This is a genomic window from Caulobacter sp. GW822-FHT01G02, assembly GCF_058802865.1.
The window spans coordinates 108,619-127,676 of sequence record NZ_JBXAON010000006.1; the positions used below are offsets into that span (position 1 = coordinate 108,619).

A 19,058-nucleotide genomic window follows, 5' to 3' on the forward strand; every position below is an offset into this window, starting at 1 on the left:
CGCCTTGCATCCGAGCCAAACGCGCGTTTAATCTGATCGGTGATCACATATTCGGCGTCTCAAGCCGAACTCCAAAGGGGAGCCTTTCATGGCCTTGCCGCCTATCCTGCGTGACCGTCTGCGCCTGCCGGTCATCGCCTCGCCGCTGTTCATCATCAGCAATCCGGACCTGGTGATCGCCCAGTGCAAGGCCGGCATCGTGGGCTCGTTCCCGTCGCTGAACGCCCGTCCGATCTCGCAGCTGGACGAGTGGCTGCACCGCATCACCGAGGAGCTGGCCGCCCACGACAAGGCCCATCCTGAAGCGCCCAGCGCGCCGTTTGCGGTGAACCAGATCGTTCACAAGACCAACAACCGGCTCGAGGAGGACATCGAGCTGTGCGTGAAGCACAAGGTCCCGGTGGTCATCACCTCGCTGGGCGCGCGGGAGGATCTCAACGCGGCGATCCACTCGTACGGCGGTATCACTCTGCACGACGTCATCACCGATCGCTTCGCCCGCAAGGCCATCGAAAAGGGCGCCGACGGTCTGATCCCGGTCGCGGCCGGCGCGGGCGGCCATGCCGGCACGCTGTCGCCCTTCGCCCTGATCCAGGAAATCCGCCAGTGGTTCGACGGGCCGGTGGCGCTGTCGGGCTCCATCGCCTGCGGTCGCTCGATCCTGGCTGCTCAGGCCATGGGCGCGGACCTGGCCTATATCGGCTCGGCCTTCATCGCGACCGAAGAGGCCAACGCCATCGAGGGCTACAAGCAGGGCATCGTCGAGGGCCGCGCCGACGGCATCGTCTATTCGAACCTGTTCACCGGCGTGCATGGCAACTACCTGCGGGCGTCGATCGTCGCCGCGGGCCTGGATCCCGACAACCTGCCGGTCAGCGATCCGTCCAAGATGAGCTTCGGCTCGGGCGGCAACCAGGAAGCCAAGGCCTGGCGCGACATCTGGGGCTCGGGCCAGGGCATCGGCGCGATCGACAAGGTGCTGCCGGCCGCCGAACTCATCGCGCGCTTCGCCGAAGAGTACGAGCAGGCCAAGGCCGAACTGGCGGCCAAGACGGCGCTGACGTCCGGAATTCACTTGGCTTTCGCCGCCGAATAGGCGGGCGAAGGCCGGGGACGGAGCCGCTTCCGTCCCCGGCCTTCGCGACTAGGTGATGCTGGAAGCGACTTCAAATCGCTCTCGGAGCCGCCTCATGCCCGATCCTGTTTTCGACGACGTCACGCCTCGCCTGGGCCTGCCCTATGTGGTGGCCGCCCAGGCTCAGAAACACATCCCGATCAATGAGAGCCTGGCCCGGCTGGATGGCCTTGTGCAGTTGGCCGTCGAGAGCCGATCGGTTTCGGCCCAGCCAGCCAGTCCGGTCGCTGGCGGCGTCTGGATCCTGCCGGCCAGCGCGACGGGCGCGGCCTGGGCGAGCCAGCCCTCCGGCGTTCTGATGCGCTTCGAGGCCGGCGCCTGGGAACCCCTCGCGCCCGCCGAGGGCGTACTGGCCTGGGTCAAGGACGAGAACCAGATGGTCGCCTTCGACGGCGCGGCCTGGACGCAGCTGTCGGCGACGTTCCGCGGCACGACCGCCGCCCAGACGCCTAACCTCGCCAACACCCGCCTGGAGATCCTGGAGCAGGAAGTGACCTTGTCGGGCGCTTCGACCGCGACGGGCATCGCCATCCCCAACCGCGCCATCGTGCTGGCTGTATCGACCCGCACCACGGTCGCGGTGACCGGGGCGGCCTCGTACAACTGCGGCGTCTCGGGCGATGCGAGCAAGTTCGGCGGCTCGCTGGGCGTGGCTAAGAATTCCAGCAACATCGGCGTGGTGGGGCCGACCGCCTACTACGCCGACACCCCGGTCCTGATCAGCGCGGTCGGCGGCAGCTTCGTCACGGGCAAGGTGCGGGTCGCCATCCACGTTCTGAGGTTCGACGCGCCCGCCGCGGTCGCCTGATACGTTGACCTGGCGCGTTGACGGCGGGGGGCGGAGCGGCTAAACGCGCCTCACCTTTGGGGAGTAGCCGCCCGCATCTATCAGCGGGCCCCGCCGTCAACACACTTGCTGCTTCGGGAGCATGGCGCGGGGAAGGGAAGCGACTGGAGCTTCCTTGGCGAGACCAATGGCGCCGATTTTCATCCGGGCCGGGTGGACGTCGACGCTATTGGCATGCGCCCGGCCCGGAGGACAATTTCAGTGGAAGCCCTGCTCGTCTCGACCCTGGTCGTGGCCATCGCCGAAATCGGCGACAAGACCCAGTTGCTGGCCATCATCCTGGCCACGCGGTTCAAGAAGCCTGTTCCGATCATTCTTGGCATCCTGGTCGCCACCCTGGCCAACCACGCCCTGGCCGCTACCGCCGGCTACTGGGTGTCGGACTTCCTGAGCGGCGCCTGGTTCAAGTGGGCCATCGCCATCTCGTTCATCGCCATGGCCGCGTGGGCCCTGATCCCCGACAAGGCCGATGACGAGGAGGGGGCGAGCGCTGGCCGCTACGGCGTGTTCGTGACCACGGCCATCGCCTTCTTTCTGGTCGAGATGGGCGACAAGACACAGATCGCCACCGTCGCCCTGGGCGCCAAGTTCCACTCGATCTTCTGGGTCGCCGCCGGCACCACCCTGGGCATGATGCTGGCCAACGTCCCGGCCGTCTATCTGGGCGAGGCGGCGACCAAGATCGTGCCGCTGAAGTACGTGCGGATGGGCGCGGCGCTGATCTTCCTGTTGTTGGGTCTCTGGCAGGTGGCGGAGTTGACGGGCGTGCTCAAATAACCCCTAAACCGACTTCCCCGGCGAAGGCCGGGGCCCAGATCGTAAGGCTCCGCGTCGCCAGGATTGGCGGATGCTCAGGCTGAACCTGGGTCCCGGCTTTCGCCGGGAAGATCGGATTTTGGGGATGTGGATGACCGCTCGCGGCTGGGAATTCTGGATCGACCGCGGCGGCACCTTCACCGACATCGTCGCGCGGCGGCCGGACGGCTCGCTGGTGACCCACAAGCTGTTGTCGGAAAATCCCGAGCACTATGCCGACGCCGCCGTGGCGGGCGTGCGGGCGCTGCTGCCGGAAGGCGCGGGCGTCGACGCGGTGAAGATGGGCACCACTGTCGCCACCAACGCCCTGCTCGAGCGCAAGGGCGAGCCGACGGTCCTGGCGATCACGGCGGGTCACGCCGACGCCCTGCGCATCGGATACCAGGCGCGGCCCAAGCTATTTGAGCGCCACATCGTCAAGCCGGAAGCCCTCTACGACCGCGTGGTCGAGGTCGACGAGCGGATGAGCGTCGAGGGTCAGACGCTGCGGCCGCTGGACGAGGGCGCGGCGCGGGCGAGCCTGCAAGCGGCCTTCGACGAAGGCTTCCGCGCCATCGCCATCGTGCTGCTGCACGGCTTCCGCTTCACCGACCACGAGGCGCGGGTCGCCGCGATCGCGCGCGAGATCGGCTTCACCCAGGTGTCGGTCAGTCACGAGGTCAGCCCGCTGATGAAACTGGTCGGGCGCGGCGACACCACCGTGGTCGACGCCTATCTGTCGCCGATCCTGCGACGCTATGTGGACCAGGTGGCCGATGCGCTGGGTCGTGACACCCGGCTGCTGTTCATGCAGTCGAACGGCGGCCTGACCGATGCGCGGGCCTTCCGGGGCAAGGACGCCATCCTGTCCGGCCCGGCCGGCGGTGTGGTCGGCATGGCGCGGACGGCGGGCGAGGCCGGCTTTGATCGTGTCATAGGCTTCGACATGGGCGGCACCTCGACCGACGTCTGCCACTATGCCGGCCAGTACGAGCGGGCCTTCGAGACCGTTGTGGCCGGCGTGCGGATGCGCGCTCCGATGATGAACATCCATACCGTGGCGGCCGGCGGGGGCTCGATCTGCAGCTTCGACGGCGCGCGGCTGCGGGTGGGGCCGGCCTCGGCCGGCGCGGTCCCTGGACCGGCGGCCTATCGTCGGGGCGGCCCGCTGACGGTCACCGACTGCAACGTCATGCTGGGCAAGCTGCGGCCGGAGTTCTTCCCCCAGGTGTTCGGCCCCAACGCCGACCAGCCGCTGGACGCCGATGCGGTGGCGGCCGGCTTCAGGGCGGTGTCGGCCCAGATCGAAGCCGCGACCGGCAAGGCCATGACCCCGCAGGACGTGGCCGAAGGCTTCGTCACCATCGCCGTCGAGAACATGGCCAAGGCCGTGCGGCAGATCTCGATCCAGCGCGGCTACGACGTCACCCGCTATGTCCTGGCCTGTTTCGGTGGCGCGGGCGGTCAGCACGCCTGCCTGGTGGCCGACGCCCTGGGCATGACCAAGGTGATGATCCATCCGTTCGCGGGGGTGTTGAGCGCCTATGGCATGGGCCTGGCCGACCTGCGCCTGATCCGCGAGGAGACGGTCGAGCGGCCGCTGGACCAGGCGGGCGACCTGGCCGATCGCGCGAAGGTGCTGGCCGCGGAAGCGGAAGCGGCCTTGCGCGCCCAGGACGTGCCGATGGCCTCGGTCGAGACCGTCGCCAGCCTGCGGGTGAAGTACGCAGGGACCGACACGCCGCTGGTCACATCCTTCGGCGAAGCGGCGTCTGTTCGTGAGGACTTCGAGGCGCTGCATCAACGCCGCTTCGGCTTCACCTCGCCGACGACGCCGCTGGTGGTCGAGACGCTGTCGGTCGAGTCGATCGGTCATTCGGACGCCGGGGCGCAACCGGATTTCGAGACCGGCGCGTCCAAGGGCGAACCCACGCCGCTGGCGACGGTCGAAACCCGGATGGCGGGCGCGAGCCATACGACGCCGGTCTTCGACCGCGAGGCCCTGGCCGTCGGCGTCGAGATCCTCGGCCCGGCCATCATTCGCGAAGCCACCGGCACGACGGTCGTCGAGCCCGGCTGGCGCGCGACCGTGGACTCCCGTCTGAACCTGATCCTCGACCGCGTCGTCGCCCTGCCGGCCCGCAAGGCCATCGGGACCGAAGCCGACCCGGTCATGCTGGAGGTGTTCAACAACCTCTTCATGGCCGTGGCCGAGGAGATGGGTTTCGCCCTCCAGAACACCGCCTACTCGGTCAATATCAAGGAGCGGCTGGACTTCTCCTGCGCGCTGTTCAGCCGCGACGGCGACCTGATCGCCAACGCGCCGCATATGCCGGTGCACCTGGGCTCGATGGGCAACAGCGTGCGGGCCATCCGTGAGGCGCGCGAGGGCGACGGCCGCGGCATGAAGCCGGGCGACGCCTACATGCTCAATGCCCCCTACAAGGGCGGCACCCACCTGCCGGACGTCACGGTGGTCATGCCGGTGTTCGACGCGGCGGGCGCCCTGCTGTTCTACGTCGCCGCGCGCGGGCACCAGGGCGACATCGGCGGCATCACGCCGGGCTCGATGCCGCCGACCAGCAAGACGGTCGAGGAAGAGGGCGTCCTGATCGAGAACTTCCTGCTGGTCGAGGGCGGCCGGTTCCTGGAAGCCGAGACCCGCGCCCTGCTGGCCTCGGGCAAGTGGCCGGCGCGCAACCCCGACCAGAACATCGGTGACCTCAAGGCTCAGATCGCCGCCTGCGCGCGCGGCGCCGAGGCCCTGACCTCGATGGTCGCCGAATTCGGCCAGGACGTCGTCGAAGCCTATATGGCCCACGTCCAGGACAATGCCGAAGAGGCCGTCCGTCGCGTGCTGGCGAAGATGGAAGGCGGATCGTTCGCCTACGAACTGGACGACGGGGCGGTGGTCCGCGTGGCCATTACGGTCGACCGCCAGGCCCGCACCGCCCGCGTGGACTTCACCGGCACCAGCGACCAGGTCCCGACCAACTTCAACGCCCCGGCCTCGATCTGCCGGGCGGCGGCGCTGTACGTCTTCCGCACTCTGGTCGACGACGAGATCCCGATGAACGACGGCTGCCTGCGGCCGGTCGAGCTTGTCATTCCCGAGGGCTCGATGCTGCGGCCGCGCTATCCGGCCGCCGTGGTGGCCGGCAATGTCGAGACCAGCCAGGTGGTGGTCGACGCCCTCTATGGCGCGCTGGGCGTGATGGCCGGGGCCCAGGGGACGATGAACAACTTCACCTTCGGCGACGAGCGGCGCCAGTACTACGAGACCATCTGCGGCGGCTCGGGCGCGGGGCCGGACTTCGCCGGGACCGACGCGGTCCAGAGCCACATGACCAACAGCCGCCTGACCGATCCCGAGGTGCTGGAGACCCGCTATCCCGTGCTGGTCGAGACGTTCTCGATCCGGCGCGGTTCGGGCGGGGCGGGCGCGCATCGCGGCGGCGACGGCGTCGTGCGCAGGATCGGCTTCCGCGAGCCGATGACCGCGACCTTGCTGTCCAATCGCCGCCGCGTGCCGCCGTTCGGCCTGCGGGGCGGGGGCGCGGGCCAGGTCGGCAAGGCGTGGGTCGAGCGCGCCAACGGAACGGTCCAGCCTATGGCCGCCACCGATCTCGTGGAGGTCGGCGCGGGCGACGCGATCGTCATCGAGACGCCGGGCGGCGGCGGTTGGGGAGAAGCCTGATGGCCAAGGCCAGCGTGCTGTTCGTCTGCATGGGCAACATCTGTCGCTCGCCCCTGGCCGAGGGCGCGTTCCGGGCGGAAGCCGATCGGCTGGGGCTGGAGGTCATGGTCGACAGCGCGGGCACCGGCGGCTGGCACAGGGGCGATCCGCCGGACCCGCGCGCCATCGCGGTGGCGCGGCGTAACGGCGTCGACATTGGCGGCCTGAAGGCGCGTCAGGTGAAGCCTGACGACTTCCGGACCTTCACCCACATCTACGCCCTGGACCACGACAACCTGCGCGGCCTGCTGCAGGTCGCGCCGTCCGATGCGACCGCCGAGGTCGGGCTGTTGCTGGATCTGGTCGAGGGGCATCGGGGGCGGGCCGTGGCCGATCCTTACTACGGCGACGACGCCGGGTTCGACGTGACTTGGAGTGACGTCGTGCAGGCGGCCCAAGCGCTGGCGCGGCGGTTGGTGGATGAGGGCTGGTCTCGGGCCTAGTGCAGCGTCGGCCGCCGCGCGTGCGAAACCACCACCTCAGGCTCATCGAACCGCATCGGCAGCGCCATGCCGTCATTGGCCAGGGCCGTGTTCAGGAACCGCGCCATCACCGTCACGCTCTCGGGCGTGATCACCAGGTCCTCGATCAGGCGGCCGGCGATCTCGGGCGAGGCGGGGCAGACGCCGCAGGCGGTGATCAGGCGCTGTTCGTCGTCCGCATAGCCCTCGCAGCAGGGCGCGGAGACGCAGAGCGGACGGCGGACCTGGCCTTCGATGGCGCTCATCATCAGGATGAAGGCGGTCGCCACGCGGGGCGAGACCAGGGCGCCGGCCTTTTTTGATAGGCGCTGGCCTGGCTCTTCGCCCAGCACGCGGGCGGTGACCCACTGTCGCAGCATCCAGAGCAGGATCCGCTCGCCGTCGGCCAGGCCGACAGGGCCGCAATGGTTCAGGTGGGTCTCTGAGAAAGGGTCGGGCCGCACGCCGGAAATCTCCTCGCCAAGCAGGGGGCCGACACCCGCCGTGGCGAACCGATCTCGGTGAGCGGCCCGACGCGTTCTTGCGAACACATCGCAACTAGATGGGATGTCTAGTTGCGAGTCAATTGCAAAAATGCGTCCGTCCGATCTAGCCGCCGAAACCGCCCTTATAGCTGCCGCTGTGGGCGTAGCTGCGACCGCCGCCGAAGCCGCCGCGAGAGACCACGGAAGTGCGGGTCTGGACCTTGGGCGGGGCGTTGCGGATCGCGTCGGGCGGGTCGATGCTCTCGCGGCTGATGACCGTGCGGCCGGTGCTGTAGTCGCGGCTCAGGCGTCCGCCCCAGGTCGAGTAGTAACCGCCGCCATAGCGGTCGTCCTGGCGGTAGAGGCCGGTGCCGCGATAGCCACCGCCGTCCAGCATCCGGCCGATCACGAAGCCGGCCAGCAGGGGCGTGAAGAAGTTGCCGCCGTTGTTGTAGCTGCGCGGCACGCAGTTGCCGGCGCCATAGACCTCCTCGCACGAGGCGCGGGCCTCGTAGCGCGGGGCGTCCTTGGCGTCGTCCTTCTGGGCGGCGGCGTAGGAGGTGTCGCACTGGGCGTCGGAGACCTCGTTGGCCGCCTTGCACTCTTCCAGGGTCTTGTAGCTAAAGGCCTCGACCTGCTCGCCCTTGTTGGGATCCCAGCTGGCCTGGCCGGCGGGATCGTCGCAGCCGGAGAGGGTCAAGGCCGTGGCGCCGGCCAGCATGGTGGTCAGCTTCAGCGAGCTCGAGCGTTTGCGCGGGGTCATCGCTCAGGTCCTCAAGAGGTCATGCAGGCGGCGTTCAACAGGCCGACCGCGATCGAGATGCCGGCCAGATAGATGCCGATCGAGACCTCGTTGGCCTCGATCCGCGCCTTGACGTCGGGCAGGGCGATCAGGCGCACGCCGGTGAACGCGGCGATCTGGATAATCCCCGCCAAGGTCGCCCAGGCGGCGAGCTCCGGCAGGCTGACCGTGTGGCTCAGGGCCGAAGCCAGCGGCAGGGCGTAACCGATCAGCGCGCCGGCCAGGGCGATGGCCGCCGAGGTGTTGCCCGCGCGGATCAGGGTCTTCTCGTTGTAGGGCGTCACCCACTGGTAGATGTACTTGAAGGCGATCGTGAACAGGCCGGCCACGACGAAGGCCAGCAGGAACGCGGTCGCGCCGTCCTGGAAACTGGTGAAGTCGAACATCTGGGTTTGTCCCCTACCTAGGCCCTGAACTCACCCACCGACAGCGGCAGGCCGATCATCGTCTCGTGGCTGATGTCCTTGCTGTCCTCGGGCTCCAAGGTCAGGGCCAGAAGCAGCTCGCGCCCGTCGCCGCCGGCGAGGTCGCGGTTGAACAGCATGGTGGTCTGGAAGAGGCGTCGGTCGGGCCGATCGGCGTCGCGGTTGTAATAGACGTCTTCCCATAGGGTCACCGGATCCTGCTCCGCGGCCTCTTCGCCGAACCACAGGCGGGTATAGGCGGGCAGGCCCTCGGGCTGGAACGCGCGGGCGCGCAGGCGCTGGGTCCAGAGGTCGCGGTCGGCGCGGTCGGCGGGATATTCGCTGGCCCACGGGACGAAGACGGTGAAGTCGTTGGCCTTCTGGCCCTCGCGGTCGTCCGACACGACCTGGAACAGGATCTCGTCGTCCGTATAGAAGCGATGCACGAACGCGCCGTCGTTCAGCTGGATCAGGCCCTGGGCGGTGATCTCCAGCGTGTCGCGGTCGAGGGCGAACTTGGTCTCGGCTCCGAACCGGCGCCAGGCCAGCGGATCCAGCACCACGGTCCGGCCGATCGTGACATTGCGGATCACGGGCAGGGCGGGCCTAGCCTCGCCGCCTTTGTTGCCGAAAAGCTTTCCGAACATCGCGGTGCGCGTGCCCTCAAAAACCTGCTCGGGCCGCTTATCTGACAAGCGACGCCGAATTGCCCGACGGCGCGCTTGCCCTGGCCTTGTTCAAGGAACAAGGTCCGACCCAAGCACACTGAGCGTGGCGAGCCACGCACGGGGGTGAACTTAACGCGCAGGATGGCGCCGAACGACGCCTTGTCAAGCGTACATGTTATGCGTACATGTAACGCATGCCTGCCAAACCGACCCGAAGCGCCCAGGCCGCTGAAAGAACCCGAGCGTGGCGCGAAGCCCGCCGGAACGCCGGCTTCGTGAAGATCGAGGTCTGGGCGCCGGCGGCGTGCAAGCCCGATATCCTTTCGGCCGTGCAGGCGATCGTCGTCGAGTCGGTTCGTGGCCCGACCCTGGCAACCAACCCCCATCCCCCCAAGGGCGTCAGACACATGGACTCCGTTATCGATACCGCCTGGACGATCCACAACTTGCGCGACGCGCTGGTGGAAAGCGCCCTCGTGCGCGAAGGCGAGATGACCGCCACCGTCGTCGAGGGCGTCGAGCCCGTGCTTCAGGTCACGATGCACGAGTTCGGCGATCTGCCGATCTATGTCAGCGGCGGCGAGCTGCAACTGGTCGTATCGACCCTGTTGTGGCCCTGCGACGAGCAGAACGACCGCGCGGCCTTCAACGAGTTCCTGCTGAAGGCCCAGAAGATCGTGCCACTGTCGAATTTCGGCATCACCAGTGTCGACGGTCGTGACTATTACGAGCTGATGGGCGAGATCTCGTCCAAGACCACCCTGCAGACGCTGATCATCGAGCTGCGCACCCTGGCCGACAACGCCATCGCCGCCGCCAGCGATCTGCGCGACACCTTCGAAAAAAGCCGCGCGACGGCCGCTTAAAGAACCGGACCTGGAGACTTACTGATGTCGATCTGGAGCAAGCTCTCGGCCCTGTTCCGTGGGACCGCGCATGACGGCGCGCAGACCATCGTGGACGCCAACGCGCTGAGGATCCTGGACCAGGAAATCCGCGACGCCGACAACGCCCAAGGCAAGGCCCGGGACGAGTTGGCCAAGCTGGTCGCTCGCCGCCGTTCGCTGGAGACCGAGGTCGCCCAGCTGACCGACCAGTCGCGCAAGTACGAGTCCTCGGCCCGCGCGGCGATGAACAAGGGCGACCAGGCCCTGGCCCTGGAAGTCGCCCAGCGCATCGCCGACCTCGAGAAGGACGCGGGCCAGAAGGCCACGCAGATGACCGAGCTGCGCACGGCCGAGGAAAAGCTGCGCACGATCATCGCCCAGACCGACACCAAGGTCGAAGCGCTGCGTCGCGAGATCGAGATCGTGAAGGTCAACGAGAGCGTCCAGAAGGCTCAGGCCGCGGTGATCTCGCGCTCGGGGTCGGCCAGCGGCGTCGTCGGCTCGGCCGCCGACAGCCTCAAGCGCATCAAGGAGCGTCAGTCGGTCCGCGAGGAGCAGTTCCGCCTGCACAGCGAGTCGGAAGACCGCAAGACTGGCGCGGATCTGGACGCCAAGCTGGCGGCCGCCGGCATCCTGCCGGGCAGTGGCGGCGCCGAAGACGTGCTGGCCCGCCTGATGGCGCCGAAGGACGAGGCTCTGCCCGCTCCGATGCTGGCCATCGAGGACAAGGTGAAAGCCAACAAGGACGGCTCGGACGCCTGATGCGCCGTCTCACCCTGACGCCTCGACCGGACTGGAAGTCCAAGGCCGAGGCGGTCGGCTTCACCTGGCATCACGCGGACGGTCGTCGCTACTGGGACGAACGGGCCGCCTACGCCTTTACGCTGGAGGAGGTCGAGGGCCATCTGGAGCCCGCGACCGAGGCGCTGCACAAGCTGTGTCTGGATCTGGTCGACGACGCGGTGAAGAGCGACGCCCTGATGGCGCGTCTGCAGATACCGGAAGCGTCTCGCGACCTGGTCGCCGCCTCGTGGGCGGGGCGCGATCCGTCGCTCTACGGCCGCTTCGACTTCTTCTACGACGGGGCCGGGCCGCCCAAGCTCTACGAGTACAACGCCGACACCCCGACCAGCATCTATGAGGCCGGCGTGTTCCAGTGGCTGTGGCTGGAGGACCTGATCCAGCAAGGCCTGCTGCCGGAGAGCACGGACCAGTTCAACAGCCTGCACGACCAACTGGCCGACCGCTTCAAGGCGATCTTCCCGAACGGCGGCTTCGTCCACTTCGCCAGCGATCCCGACTTCGTCGAGGACCGCCAGACCGTGCGGTTCCTGGAGGACATGGCCAGGCTCGCTGGGCTGGAGCCGAAGTTCGTGCCGATGACGGCCATCGGCTTGGACGCCGACGGCCGCTTCGTCGACCAGGACAACTACATCGTCGGGGCGATGTTCAAGCTGTACCCCTGGGAGGACATGCTGCGCGAGCCTTACGCGGCCAACATCGCCGGCTCCAAGACCCTGTTCCTGGAGCCGCCGTGGAAGGCGGTGCTGTCGAACAAGGCGCTGCTGCCGCTGTTGTGGGAGCGCCATCCGGGCTACCCGAACCTGCTCGAGACCTATTTCGACGACGATCCCAAGGTCGAGCGGTTGGGCAACAGCTACGCCCGCAAGCCTTTGTTCAGCCGCGAGGGCGCCAATGTCGAGCTCTGGAAGGACGGCCGCAGGGGCCGTGTGCTCGACCAGGGCTATGGCGAGGAAGGCTGGATCCGCCAGGAACTTAAAGCCCCGCCCAAGTTCGGCGTGAACTATCCCGTGGTGGGTTCATGGGTCATCGGCGACCAAGCCGCCGGCATCGGCGTGCGTGAGGACCGCGGCCGGGTGACGCGGGACCGCTCGCGGTTCATCCCGCACATCATCGAGGGCTAAGGGGCCGAACCTCGACCTGCGACAAGCTCAGGATGAGGACAAAGCGCGGCGCTCGCCATCTGTTTCAGAGATCGCGGAGAATCCGCGCCGCTTCCGCGACGGCCGCCTCGTCCGTGTCCCGCAGCTCGGGCGGCACGAAGCCCATCTCGCTGAGCTTCGATCCCGGAGCCGCTCCCGGAATCTGACCGCTGAACGAGCCGTGCACCTCGCGCACGCCGGTGCGTTTCACCAGTTCGGCCACGTTCGATGGCCGCACGCCAGCCCCGGCCAGGATGCCGATCCGGCCGTCGGCCTGCTGGACCAGCTCGGCGATCCGCTCCGCGCCCGCTTGCGCCGTCAGGGCGCCGCCCGAGGTCAGCACCCGCTCGAAGCCCAGGGCGATGGCCGCCTCCAGGGCCACGGACTGTTCGGGAACGAGGTCGAACGCGCGGTGCAGGCTCAGGCCCAGCCCCTGGCTGTGCTCGACCAGCATTTCCAGCACGTCCAGATCCAGCTGGCCGTCAGGGAGGCTGGCCCCGATGACGACGCCGGCGAGGCCATATTCCCGCACCGCGTCGATGTCCCGCCGCATGTGATCCAGGTCGCCGGCGTCATAGCAGAAGTCACCATTCCGGGGACGGATCATCGGATAGATCGGGACGGGCGCGCTGGCCGCCTGGGCCATCAGGCCGGGGGCAGGGGTCAGACCCTGCAGCGCCAGGGCCGCGCAAAGTTCGATCCGATCCGCGCCGCCGGCGATCGCCGCCGCCAGTCCGGCGGGCGTGTCGACACAGACTTCCAGAAGAATGCGGGTGGCGGTCATGGTCCTGCTCCAGGTCGTGCTAGGGATTCGCGCGATCTTGTTGGAGCACACGAGCATGATGAATCGTAGAGGCCTGATCGGCGCCTCCCTGGTCGGATCGGCGATGCTGGGCGCGAAGGCGTCCGCCGCGAAGGCGTCCGCCGCGAAGGCGTCCGCCGCGGAGGGCGGCGTCAAGCTGGACGGCCCTTGCGTCATCTCCACCTGGGACTTCGGCGTCGCCGCCAACCAGGCCGCCTGGGCGGTGCTGTCCAAGGGTGGCCGGGCGCTGGACGCCGTCGAGGCCGGCGCGCGCGTGCCCGAGCAGGACCTGAAGAACCACAGCGTCGGCCGCGCCGGTTATCCGGATCGCGACGGCCACGTCTCGCTGGACGCCTGCATCATGGACGAGCTGGGAAACTGCGGCGCGGTCGCGGCCCTGGAGCACATCGCCCACCCGATCTCGGTCGCGCGAAAGGTCATGGAGAAGACCCCGCACGTGATGCTGGTCGGGGCCGGCGCCCTGCAGTTCGCGCTGGAGCAAGGCTTCCCGCGCGAGGAACTGCTGACCCCGGAATCCAGGATCGCCTGGGAGGCCTGGAAGAAGGACGCCAAGTACGAACCCAAGGCCAATAGCGAGGTCGGCGACTACGGCAAGACCTCCGGCCAGCTGGGCACGCCGGGCGGGGCCAACAACCACGACACCATCGGCATGCTGGCCATCGATGCTAAGGGCGATATCGCCGGCGCCTGCACCACCAGCGGCATGGCCTGGAAGATGCGGGGCCGGGTCGGGGACAGCCCGATCATCGGCGCGGGCCTCTATGTCGACAACGAGGTCGGCGGCGCCACCTCGACCGGGGTCGGCGAGGAGGTGATCCGCAATGTCGGCAGCTTCCTGGTCGTGGAGCTGATGCGCCAGGGCCGTTCGCCCGAGGCCGCCTGCCGCGAGGCCGTCGAGCGCATCCTCAAGAAGAAGCCGAACGCCAAGGCCTTCCAGGTCGGCTTCCTGGCCGTCAACAAGAAGGGCGAGGTCGGGGCCTGGGCGATCCAGAGCGGCTTCAGCTACGCCCTGTGCGACGGCAGGAAGCAGGACCTGCTGCTGCCTGGCAAGGCGACCTATCAGTTGGGCGCCTAAACAGGGCCAGCAAGGCGACCCGTGGGGCGCCTTGGAAAGAGGGTATGCGGCAGGAGAACGCGGTTATAGCGTGCCGCTCCCATCATTCGGAGGAGACCGCCATGTGCGATGACGATATCCACCCAGGCCTCGTGCACGATCCCCGCCTTTCGCGTCGCGCCTTCGGTCTGCTGACGGTCGCGGCCACCGGTGTCGCCACGGTCGCCCGCGCCGACGACACGGTCGAGGAGAAGGACGTCGAGGTGAAGACGCCCGACGGCGTGGCCGACGCGGCGATCTTCTACCCGAAGGCCAAGGGCAAGTACCCGGCGGTGCTGCTGTGGCCCGACGTCATGAGCTTGCGGCCGGTGTTCCGCGACATGGGCCGCCGCCTGGCCGCAGCCGGCTATGTGGTGCTGGTCCCTAACCTCTATTACCGCGTCAAGAAGGCGCCGGTGGTCGAGGGGACGTTCAACTTCGCCAACCCCGACGACCGGGCCAAGCTGACGCCGCTGCGCGCTTCGGTGACCACAGAGGGCACGTTCAAGGACGCCGCCGCCTACATCGCCTTCCTCGACGCGCAGGCCAAGACCGACAAGGCCAAGAAGGCCAGCGTGCAGGGCTACTGCATGGGCGGTCCGCTGTCGTTCCGCACGGCCGCCGCCGTCCCGGCCAGGATCGGCGCGGTCGCCAGCTTCCACGGCGGCGGTCTGGTCACGGACAAGGAGGACAGCCCGCACCTGCTGATCCCCAAGACCCACGCCAGTTACCTGATCGAGATCGCCGACAACGACGACAAGCAGGACCCCACCGCCAAGGACAAGCTGAAGGCCGCCTTCGAGGCCGCCAAGCGTCCGGCCCAGGTCGAGGTCTTCGCCGGCGCCGCCCACGGTTGGACGGTGAAAGGCAGCCAGGTCTACAACGAGGCCGCCGCCGAGACGGCCTGGGCCAACCTGCTGGCGCTGTACAAGAAGGCGCTGGGTTAGGAACGTCGCGTCGCGCCTCTCTCGCCGGACGGGGGAGGGAGGCGCGCCGCACAGCCTCGAAATCGCGCAGAGAACAGGCAGGGCCTGCCCTCGCGACTGGAACTCCGCCGTCCCGTCGTCGTGGGCGTTGACGCATCCGGACGATGCATCGATAGCGTCGAGCCATGACTGACACCGCCGCCCGACAGGACGTCCAGATCGCCGGAGTCAACGCGTGAGACTGCTGGCCGCCGTTCTCGCCGCGCTTGCCCTCGCGGGCGGCGCCAAGGCGCAGGTTCCCGCCACCGCCCCGATCAAGGTCAAGGTCTTCGTGGCCGCCATGTTCGAGATCGGCGAGAACACCGGCGACCGCGCCGGCGAGTTCCAGCCCTGGTACGAGCGCTACTGGCGCCAGAGCGCGCCCAGGACCGTGAGGGGCGCTCTGAAGCCTGTCTACTGCAACCCCGACGGCGTCTGCGGCTCGACCTTGGGCATGGGCAAGGTCAATGCGTCGGCCTCGATGCAGGCCATCCTGCTGGATCCGGCCTACGACTTCTCGCAGGCCTATTTCGTTCTCAGCGGCGTCGGCGGGACGCCGCCTTCGCGCGGGACGATCGGCGACGTTTCCTGGGCGACCTGGCTGGTCGACTATGACCTCGGCCATCGCTGGGCGCCGGCGGAGAACACGGCCGGCGCGCCGACCTTCATGCCGCGGGCCGGCTACGAAGAGTACCGCCGCTTCCAGCTCGACCCGAACCTGGTCGGCTGGGCCGTGCGCTGGTCCAAGGGCGCCCCCCTGCAGGACAGCGACGACGCCCGCCGCTACCGCATGCGCTATGCCGACGCCCGGGCGCGCAAGGCGCCTTCGGTCATGGTCGGCACGCATATGACCGGCGACACCTTCTTCCATGGCCCGGGCCTGTCGAAGGAAGCCCAGTCCATCGCCAAGCTCTACGGCGCCGACGACTATGTGATTACCGAGATGGAGGCCGCCGCCCTGGCCCTGGTGATCAAGCGCCAATGGGGAACGGGGCGCATCTTGAGCCTGCGCGGGGCGGTCAATTTCGATCAGGGCGCGCCAGGGGAAACGACCCTGCAGCACCTCGACCCGGCGCCGGGGCAAACAGCCGGCGGCTTCGCCGAGACCGTCGCCAATATCGGCGTGGTCGGCGCGCGCGTCGTGGACCACATCGTCGCCGACTGGCCGCGCTGGCGGGAGGGCCCGCCGCCCCTCTGAGCCCGCCTCGCGACGGCTTCCGGGAATTCCCCTGCGGCGCTCTTGCGATGAGATAGGTAGGATGCTATCTAATTTAGATAGGAAGCTACCTATTTAATTGACCTTCGTTCCATGATCGCCATTCGCACCCTCGATGAACGCGCCTTCGCCCAGGGTCTGCTGCGCCTGGCGCGGGTCTATCGGCGCGAGGTCAACCGCGCCCTGGCCGCCCACGGCATCTCGGACGCCAAAGCCATGCCGGTGCTGCACATCGCCCGCGCGGGCGGCGGCATGCGCCAGGGCATGCTGGCCGAGGAGATCGGGGTGGAGGGGCCGTCCTTGGTCCGGATTCTCGATCAGTTGAGCCAGGCGGGTCTGGTCGAGCGCCGCGACGATCCTTCCGACAAGCGCGCCAAGACCCTGCACCTGACGACCGACGGCCAGGCGCTGGCCGCGGTGGTCGAGGATGCCGTGCAGGTGGTGCGGGCTCAGCTGCTGGCCGACGTCAGCGACGCGGATCTCGCCGCCGCCGTACGGACCTTCAGCGCGTTCGAGGCCGCCTTGAACGCGGCTGCCGGGCAGGGGGCGTAGAGCGCTTCCACCATGTTCCCCAAGTTCGATCGGCATACGCTGCTGTTCTCGGCGAACAGCTTCGCGGGGGCGATGCTGGCCCTCTATATCGGCTTCGCCCTGGGTCTGCCCCGTCCCTATTGGGCGATGACCACGGCCTATATCGTCAGCCAGCCGCTGGCCGGGGCCGTGCGCTCCAAGGCGGTTTACCGCGTGCTGGGCACCGTGCTCGGCGCGGCCGCCGCCGTCGCCCTCGTGCCCAATCTCGTCAACGCGCCGGTGCTGCTGTGCCTGGCCCTTGCCCTGTGGGTCGGCGGTTGCCTGACCATCTCGCTGCTGGACCGCACCCCGCGCAGCTACCTCCTGATGCTGTCCGGCTACACGGCCGCGATCATCGGCTTTCCCAGCGTCAACCAGCCCGGCGCGATCTTCGACGTCGCCGTCTCGCGGGTGATCGAGATCGGCCTGGGCATTCTCTGCGCCACCCTGGTTCATAGCCTGGTCTTTCCGCGTCCGGTCGGAACGGTGCTGAAGCAACGCCTCTCCACCTGGCTGGGCGAGGCCGACCACTGGGCGCTGGACGTGCTGCACGGCGAGAACGGCGAGGCCATCGCCCGCGATCGCCGCCACCTGGCGGCCGCCGCCAGCGAGATCCAGATGCTGGCCGTCCACCTGCCGTTCGACACCTCGCGCCTGCGCGAGACCTCCGGCGTCGTCAGCGCTCTGCACGAGCGCATGCTGCTGCTGATCCCGCTGCTGTCGGGCCTGGCCGACCGAATGGAGGCCCTGCGCGAGGTTCGCGACGACCGCGTTCGCGCCGCCCTGAACGCCGTCACGGCCTGGATCGAGGCCGGCTCGCCCCGCGACCGGGGCCTTGACCTGATCGAGCGCCTGGACAGGCTGGCCGCCCACCGCCGCGGCTCGGCGTGGTCGGCCCTGCTGATCGAGAGCCTGCTGGCGCGCCTGTCCGCGACCGTTCGGGCGCTGGCCGAGGGCCACGCCCTGATGGCGCGCCTAGAGGATCCCGATGCGCCGCTGTCGCCGGGCCTGGAAGCCTCGACCCGCGTCAAGGCTCAACGCGCGATGCACGCCGACCTGCCGCTGGCCCTGCTGTCGGGCGGGGCGGCGGCGATCGCCATCCTGCTCTCCTGCGCGACCTGGATCCTGGCCGGCTGGGGCGACGGCGCCGCCGCCCCGGTCATGGCGGCCGTGTTCTGCTGCTTCTTCGCGGCGATGGACGATCCGGTTCCGGCCATCAAGAGCTTCGGCGTCTACACCCTGCTCTCCCTGCCGCTGTCGGCGATCTACATGTTCGCCATCTTGCCCGCGATCGACGGCTTTCCGCTGCTGGTCCTGACCATGGCCCCGCCGCTGCTGTTCCTGGGCCTCTACATCCCCGACCCGCGCCGGGCTGGCGCGGCCCTGGCCGTGTTGATGGGTTTCTTCAACGCCCTGGCCCTGCAGGAGACGTTCAGCGCCGACTTCGCGAGCTTCCTGAACGGCAATCTGGGCCAGTTCGTCGGTCTGCTGTTCGCGATCATCGTCACGGCCGGTCTGCGCTCGATGGGCGTGGACGCCAGCGCCCGGCGCCTGCTGGTCCGCACCTGGAGGGGCCTGGCCCGCCTGGCTCGCGCCCGCCAGGCGCCGGAACCGGCCGCCTTCGCCGCCATCCTGGTCGACCGCCTGGGCATACTGACCCCCAAGCTGGCCGACGCCGGCCGGCGCCACGACTTCGTCGGCGTCGACGCCCTGCGCGACCTGCGGGTTGGCATGAACCTGGTCGCCGTCCAGACCGCCCGGCCGGACCTGCCGCCAGAGGGCAAGGACCGGCTGGACGCCGCGCTTGACGGCGTCGGCGACTATTTCGCGGCCCTGGCGGCCGGAGCCGTCCGGAAGCCCAACGATGACCTGCTGGTCCGCCTCGACGCGGCTCTGCGTGGCCTGTTGAGCGTCCCGGCCGCCTCGGCGGTGCAGGGCGTGGCCGGCCTGGTTGGCCTTCGCCGCAACCTGTTCCCGGAGGCTCCCGCCTTCGTTCCGGAGATCGCCCGATGATCGGCGAGTTCGCTATCGACGGGGTCTTCCTGTCCTCCGTCCTGGTCTCGGCCGTGATCGCGCTGGCCGCGTCGTTCGTGCTGCGTCGCGTGCTGTCGAAGGTCGGGGCCTATCGCTTGGTCTGGCACCCGGCGCTGTTCGACACCGCCCTGTTCGTCATCCTCTGGGCCGTCGTCGTGGCGGTCCCTTCGCCCCTGAAATTCTGAAGTTCGGAC

The 19,058-nt window shown here is 68.6% G+C and carries 19 protein-coding genes; 14 read left to right on the forward strand and 5 right to left on the reverse strand.

What is annotated here, in order from left to right; genetic code table 11:
• Positions 1–88: 88 nt before the first annotated feature.
• The 5 genes from AC1RNC_RS18145 (at position 89) to AC1RNC_RS18165 (ending at position 6,956) form a co-directional block, all read left to right on the forward strand.
• Entirely contained in the window at positions 89–1,096 is a 1,008-nt protein-coding gene (locus tag AC1RNC_RS18145) for an NAD(P)H-dependent flavin oxidoreductase (protein ID WP_492837931.1), read from the forward strand.
• A 94-nt stretch (positions 1,097–1,190) separates the two neighbouring features.
• On the forward strand, positions 1,191–1,943 hold the full coding sequence (locus AC1RNC_RS18150) for a DUF2793 domain-containing protein (RefSeq protein WP_492887725.1): 753 nt from the start codon (positions 1,191–1,193) through the stop codon (positions 1,941–1,943).
• 240 nt (positions 1,944–2,183) lie between these two features.
• Complete coding sequence (locus AC1RNC_RS18155; protein WP_492887726.1) at positions 2,184–2,759, forward strand: TMEM165/GDT1 family protein; 576 nt, start codon at positions 2,184–2,186, stop codon at positions 2,757–2,759.
• Between the two features lie 130 nt (positions 2,760–2,889).
• Positions 2,890–6,474 carry a hydantoinase B/oxoprolinase family protein gene (locus AC1RNC_RS18160; RefSeq protein WP_492887727.1) on the forward strand — a complete coding sequence of 1,195 codons (3,585 nt, stop codon included), beginning with the start codon at positions 2,890–2,892 and terminating at the stop codon, positions 6,472–6,474.
• The gene (locus AC1RNC_RS18165; protein ID WP_492837935.1) at positions 6,459–6,956 is read left to right on the forward strand and encodes a low molecular weight protein-tyrosine-phosphatase; all 498 of its coding nucleotides are present in this window, start codon (positions 6,459–6,461) and stop codon (positions 6,954–6,956) included. Before AC1RNC_RS18160 ends, AC1RNC_RS18165 begins: the two co-directional genes overlap by 16 nt.
• Here the strand turns inward: AC1RNC_RS18165 and AC1RNC_RS18170 are convergent.
• The 4 genes from AC1RNC_RS18170 to AC1RNC_RS18185 all read right to left on the reverse strand — a co-directional run bounded on the left by AC1RNC_RS18170 (position 6,953) and on the right by AC1RNC_RS18185 (position 9,312).
• Complete coding sequence (locus tag AC1RNC_RS18170) at positions 6,953–7,438, reverse strand: hypothetical protein (RefSeq protein ID WP_492887728.1); 486 nt, start codon at positions 7,436–7,438, stop codon at positions 6,953–6,955. The genes AC1RNC_RS18165 and AC1RNC_RS18170 overlap by 4 nt on opposite strands.
• A gap of 145 nt (positions 7,439–7,583) precedes the next feature.
• Positions 7,584–8,222: a DUF1190 domain-containing protein gene (locus AC1RNC_RS18175; RefSeq protein ID WP_492887729.1), complete on the reverse strand. Its 639-nt coding sequence runs from the start codon at positions 8,220–8,222 to the stop codon at positions 7,584–7,586.
• Between the two features lie 11 nt (positions 8,223–8,233).
• Complete coding sequence (locus AC1RNC_RS18180; RefSeq protein WP_492887730.1) at positions 8,234–8,647, reverse strand: DUF350 domain-containing protein; 414 nt, start codon at positions 8,645–8,647, stop codon at positions 8,234–8,236.
• Positions 8,648–8,664: 17 nt separating this feature from the next.
• Complete coding sequence (locus AC1RNC_RS18185; protein WP_492887731.1) at positions 8,665–9,312, reverse strand: YjfK family protein; 648 nt, start codon at positions 9,310–9,312, stop codon at positions 8,665–8,667.
• Between the two features lie 215 nt (positions 9,313–9,527).
• On the opposite strand from AC1RNC_RS18185, the gene AC1RNC_RS18190 reads away from it, so the two are divergent.
• From AC1RNC_RS18190 to AC1RNC_RS18200, 3 genes are read left to right on the forward strand one after another with little or no spacing between them, the layout of a single operon-like run.
• Positions 9,528–10,199 (forward strand): YjfI family protein, encoded by a 672-nt coding sequence (locus AC1RNC_RS18190; protein ID WP_492887732.1) that lies wholly within the window; start codon positions 9,528–9,530, stop codon positions 10,197–10,199.
• Positions 10,200–10,223: 24 nt separating this feature from the next.
• Entirely contained in the window at positions 10,224–10,982 is a 759-nt protein-coding gene (locus AC1RNC_RS18195; RefSeq protein ID WP_492887733.1) for a PspA/IM30 family protein, read from the forward strand.
• Complete coding sequence (locus AC1RNC_RS18200; RefSeq protein WP_492887734.1) at positions 10,982–12,145, forward strand: glutathionylspermidine synthase family protein; 1,164 nt, start codon at positions 10,982–10,984, stop codon at positions 12,143–12,145. The genes AC1RNC_RS18195 and AC1RNC_RS18200 overlap by 1 nt, the downstream gene beginning before the upstream one ends.
• A gap of 64 nt (positions 12,146–12,209) precedes the next feature.
• Here the strand turns inward: AC1RNC_RS18200 and AC1RNC_RS18205 are convergent, their stop codons facing one another.
• Positions 12,210–12,947, reverse strand: a complete 738-nt coding sequence (locus tag AC1RNC_RS18205) for a copper homeostasis protein CutC (protein WP_492887735.1) — start codon at positions 12,945–12,947, stop codon at positions 12,210–12,212.
• Positions 12,948–13,002: 55 nt separating this feature from the next.
• Here AC1RNC_RS18205 and AC1RNC_RS18210 point away from each other — a divergent pair, with 55 nt between their 5' ends.
• From AC1RNC_RS18210 to AC1RNC_RS18235, 6 genes are all read left to right on the forward strand, one after another.
• Positions 13,003–14,061, forward strand: a complete 1,059-nt coding sequence (locus tag AC1RNC_RS18210; RefSeq protein WP_492887736.1) for a glycosylasparaginase — start codon at positions 13,003–13,005, stop codon at positions 14,059–14,061.
• A gap of 101 nt (positions 14,062–14,162) precedes the next feature.
• Positions 14,163–15,026 carry a dienelactone hydrolase family protein gene (locus AC1RNC_RS18215; protein WP_492887737.1) on the forward strand — a complete coding sequence of 288 codons (864 nt, stop codon included), beginning with the start codon at positions 14,163–14,165 and terminating at the stop codon, positions 15,024–15,026.
• Between the two features lie 214 nt (positions 15,027–15,240).
• Positions 15,241–16,242, forward strand: coding sequence for a purine-nucleoside phosphorylase (locus AC1RNC_RS18220; RefSeq protein WP_492887738.1), 1,002 nt, complete (start codon positions 15,241–15,243; stop codon positions 16,240–16,242).
• A 111-nt stretch (positions 16,243–16,353) separates the two neighbouring features.
• Positions 16,354–16,812 carry a MarR family winged helix-turn-helix transcriptional regulator gene (locus AC1RNC_RS18225; protein ID WP_492887739.1) on the forward strand — a complete coding sequence of 153 codons (459 nt, stop codon included), beginning with the start codon at positions 16,354–16,356 and terminating at the stop codon, positions 16,810–16,812.
• Positions 16,813–16,824: 12 nt separating this feature from the next.
• Entirely contained in the window at positions 16,825–18,843 is a 2,019-nt protein-coding gene (locus AC1RNC_RS18230) for an FUSC family protein (protein WP_492887740.1), read from the forward strand.
• On the forward strand, positions 18,840–19,049 hold the full coding sequence (locus AC1RNC_RS18235; RefSeq protein ID WP_492887741.1) for a DUF1656 domain-containing protein: 210 nt from the start codon (positions 18,840–18,842) through the stop codon (positions 19,047–19,049). The genes AC1RNC_RS18230 and AC1RNC_RS18235 overlap by 4 nt, the downstream gene beginning before the upstream one ends.
• The last annotated feature ends 9 nt before the right edge of the window (positions 19,050–19,058 follow it).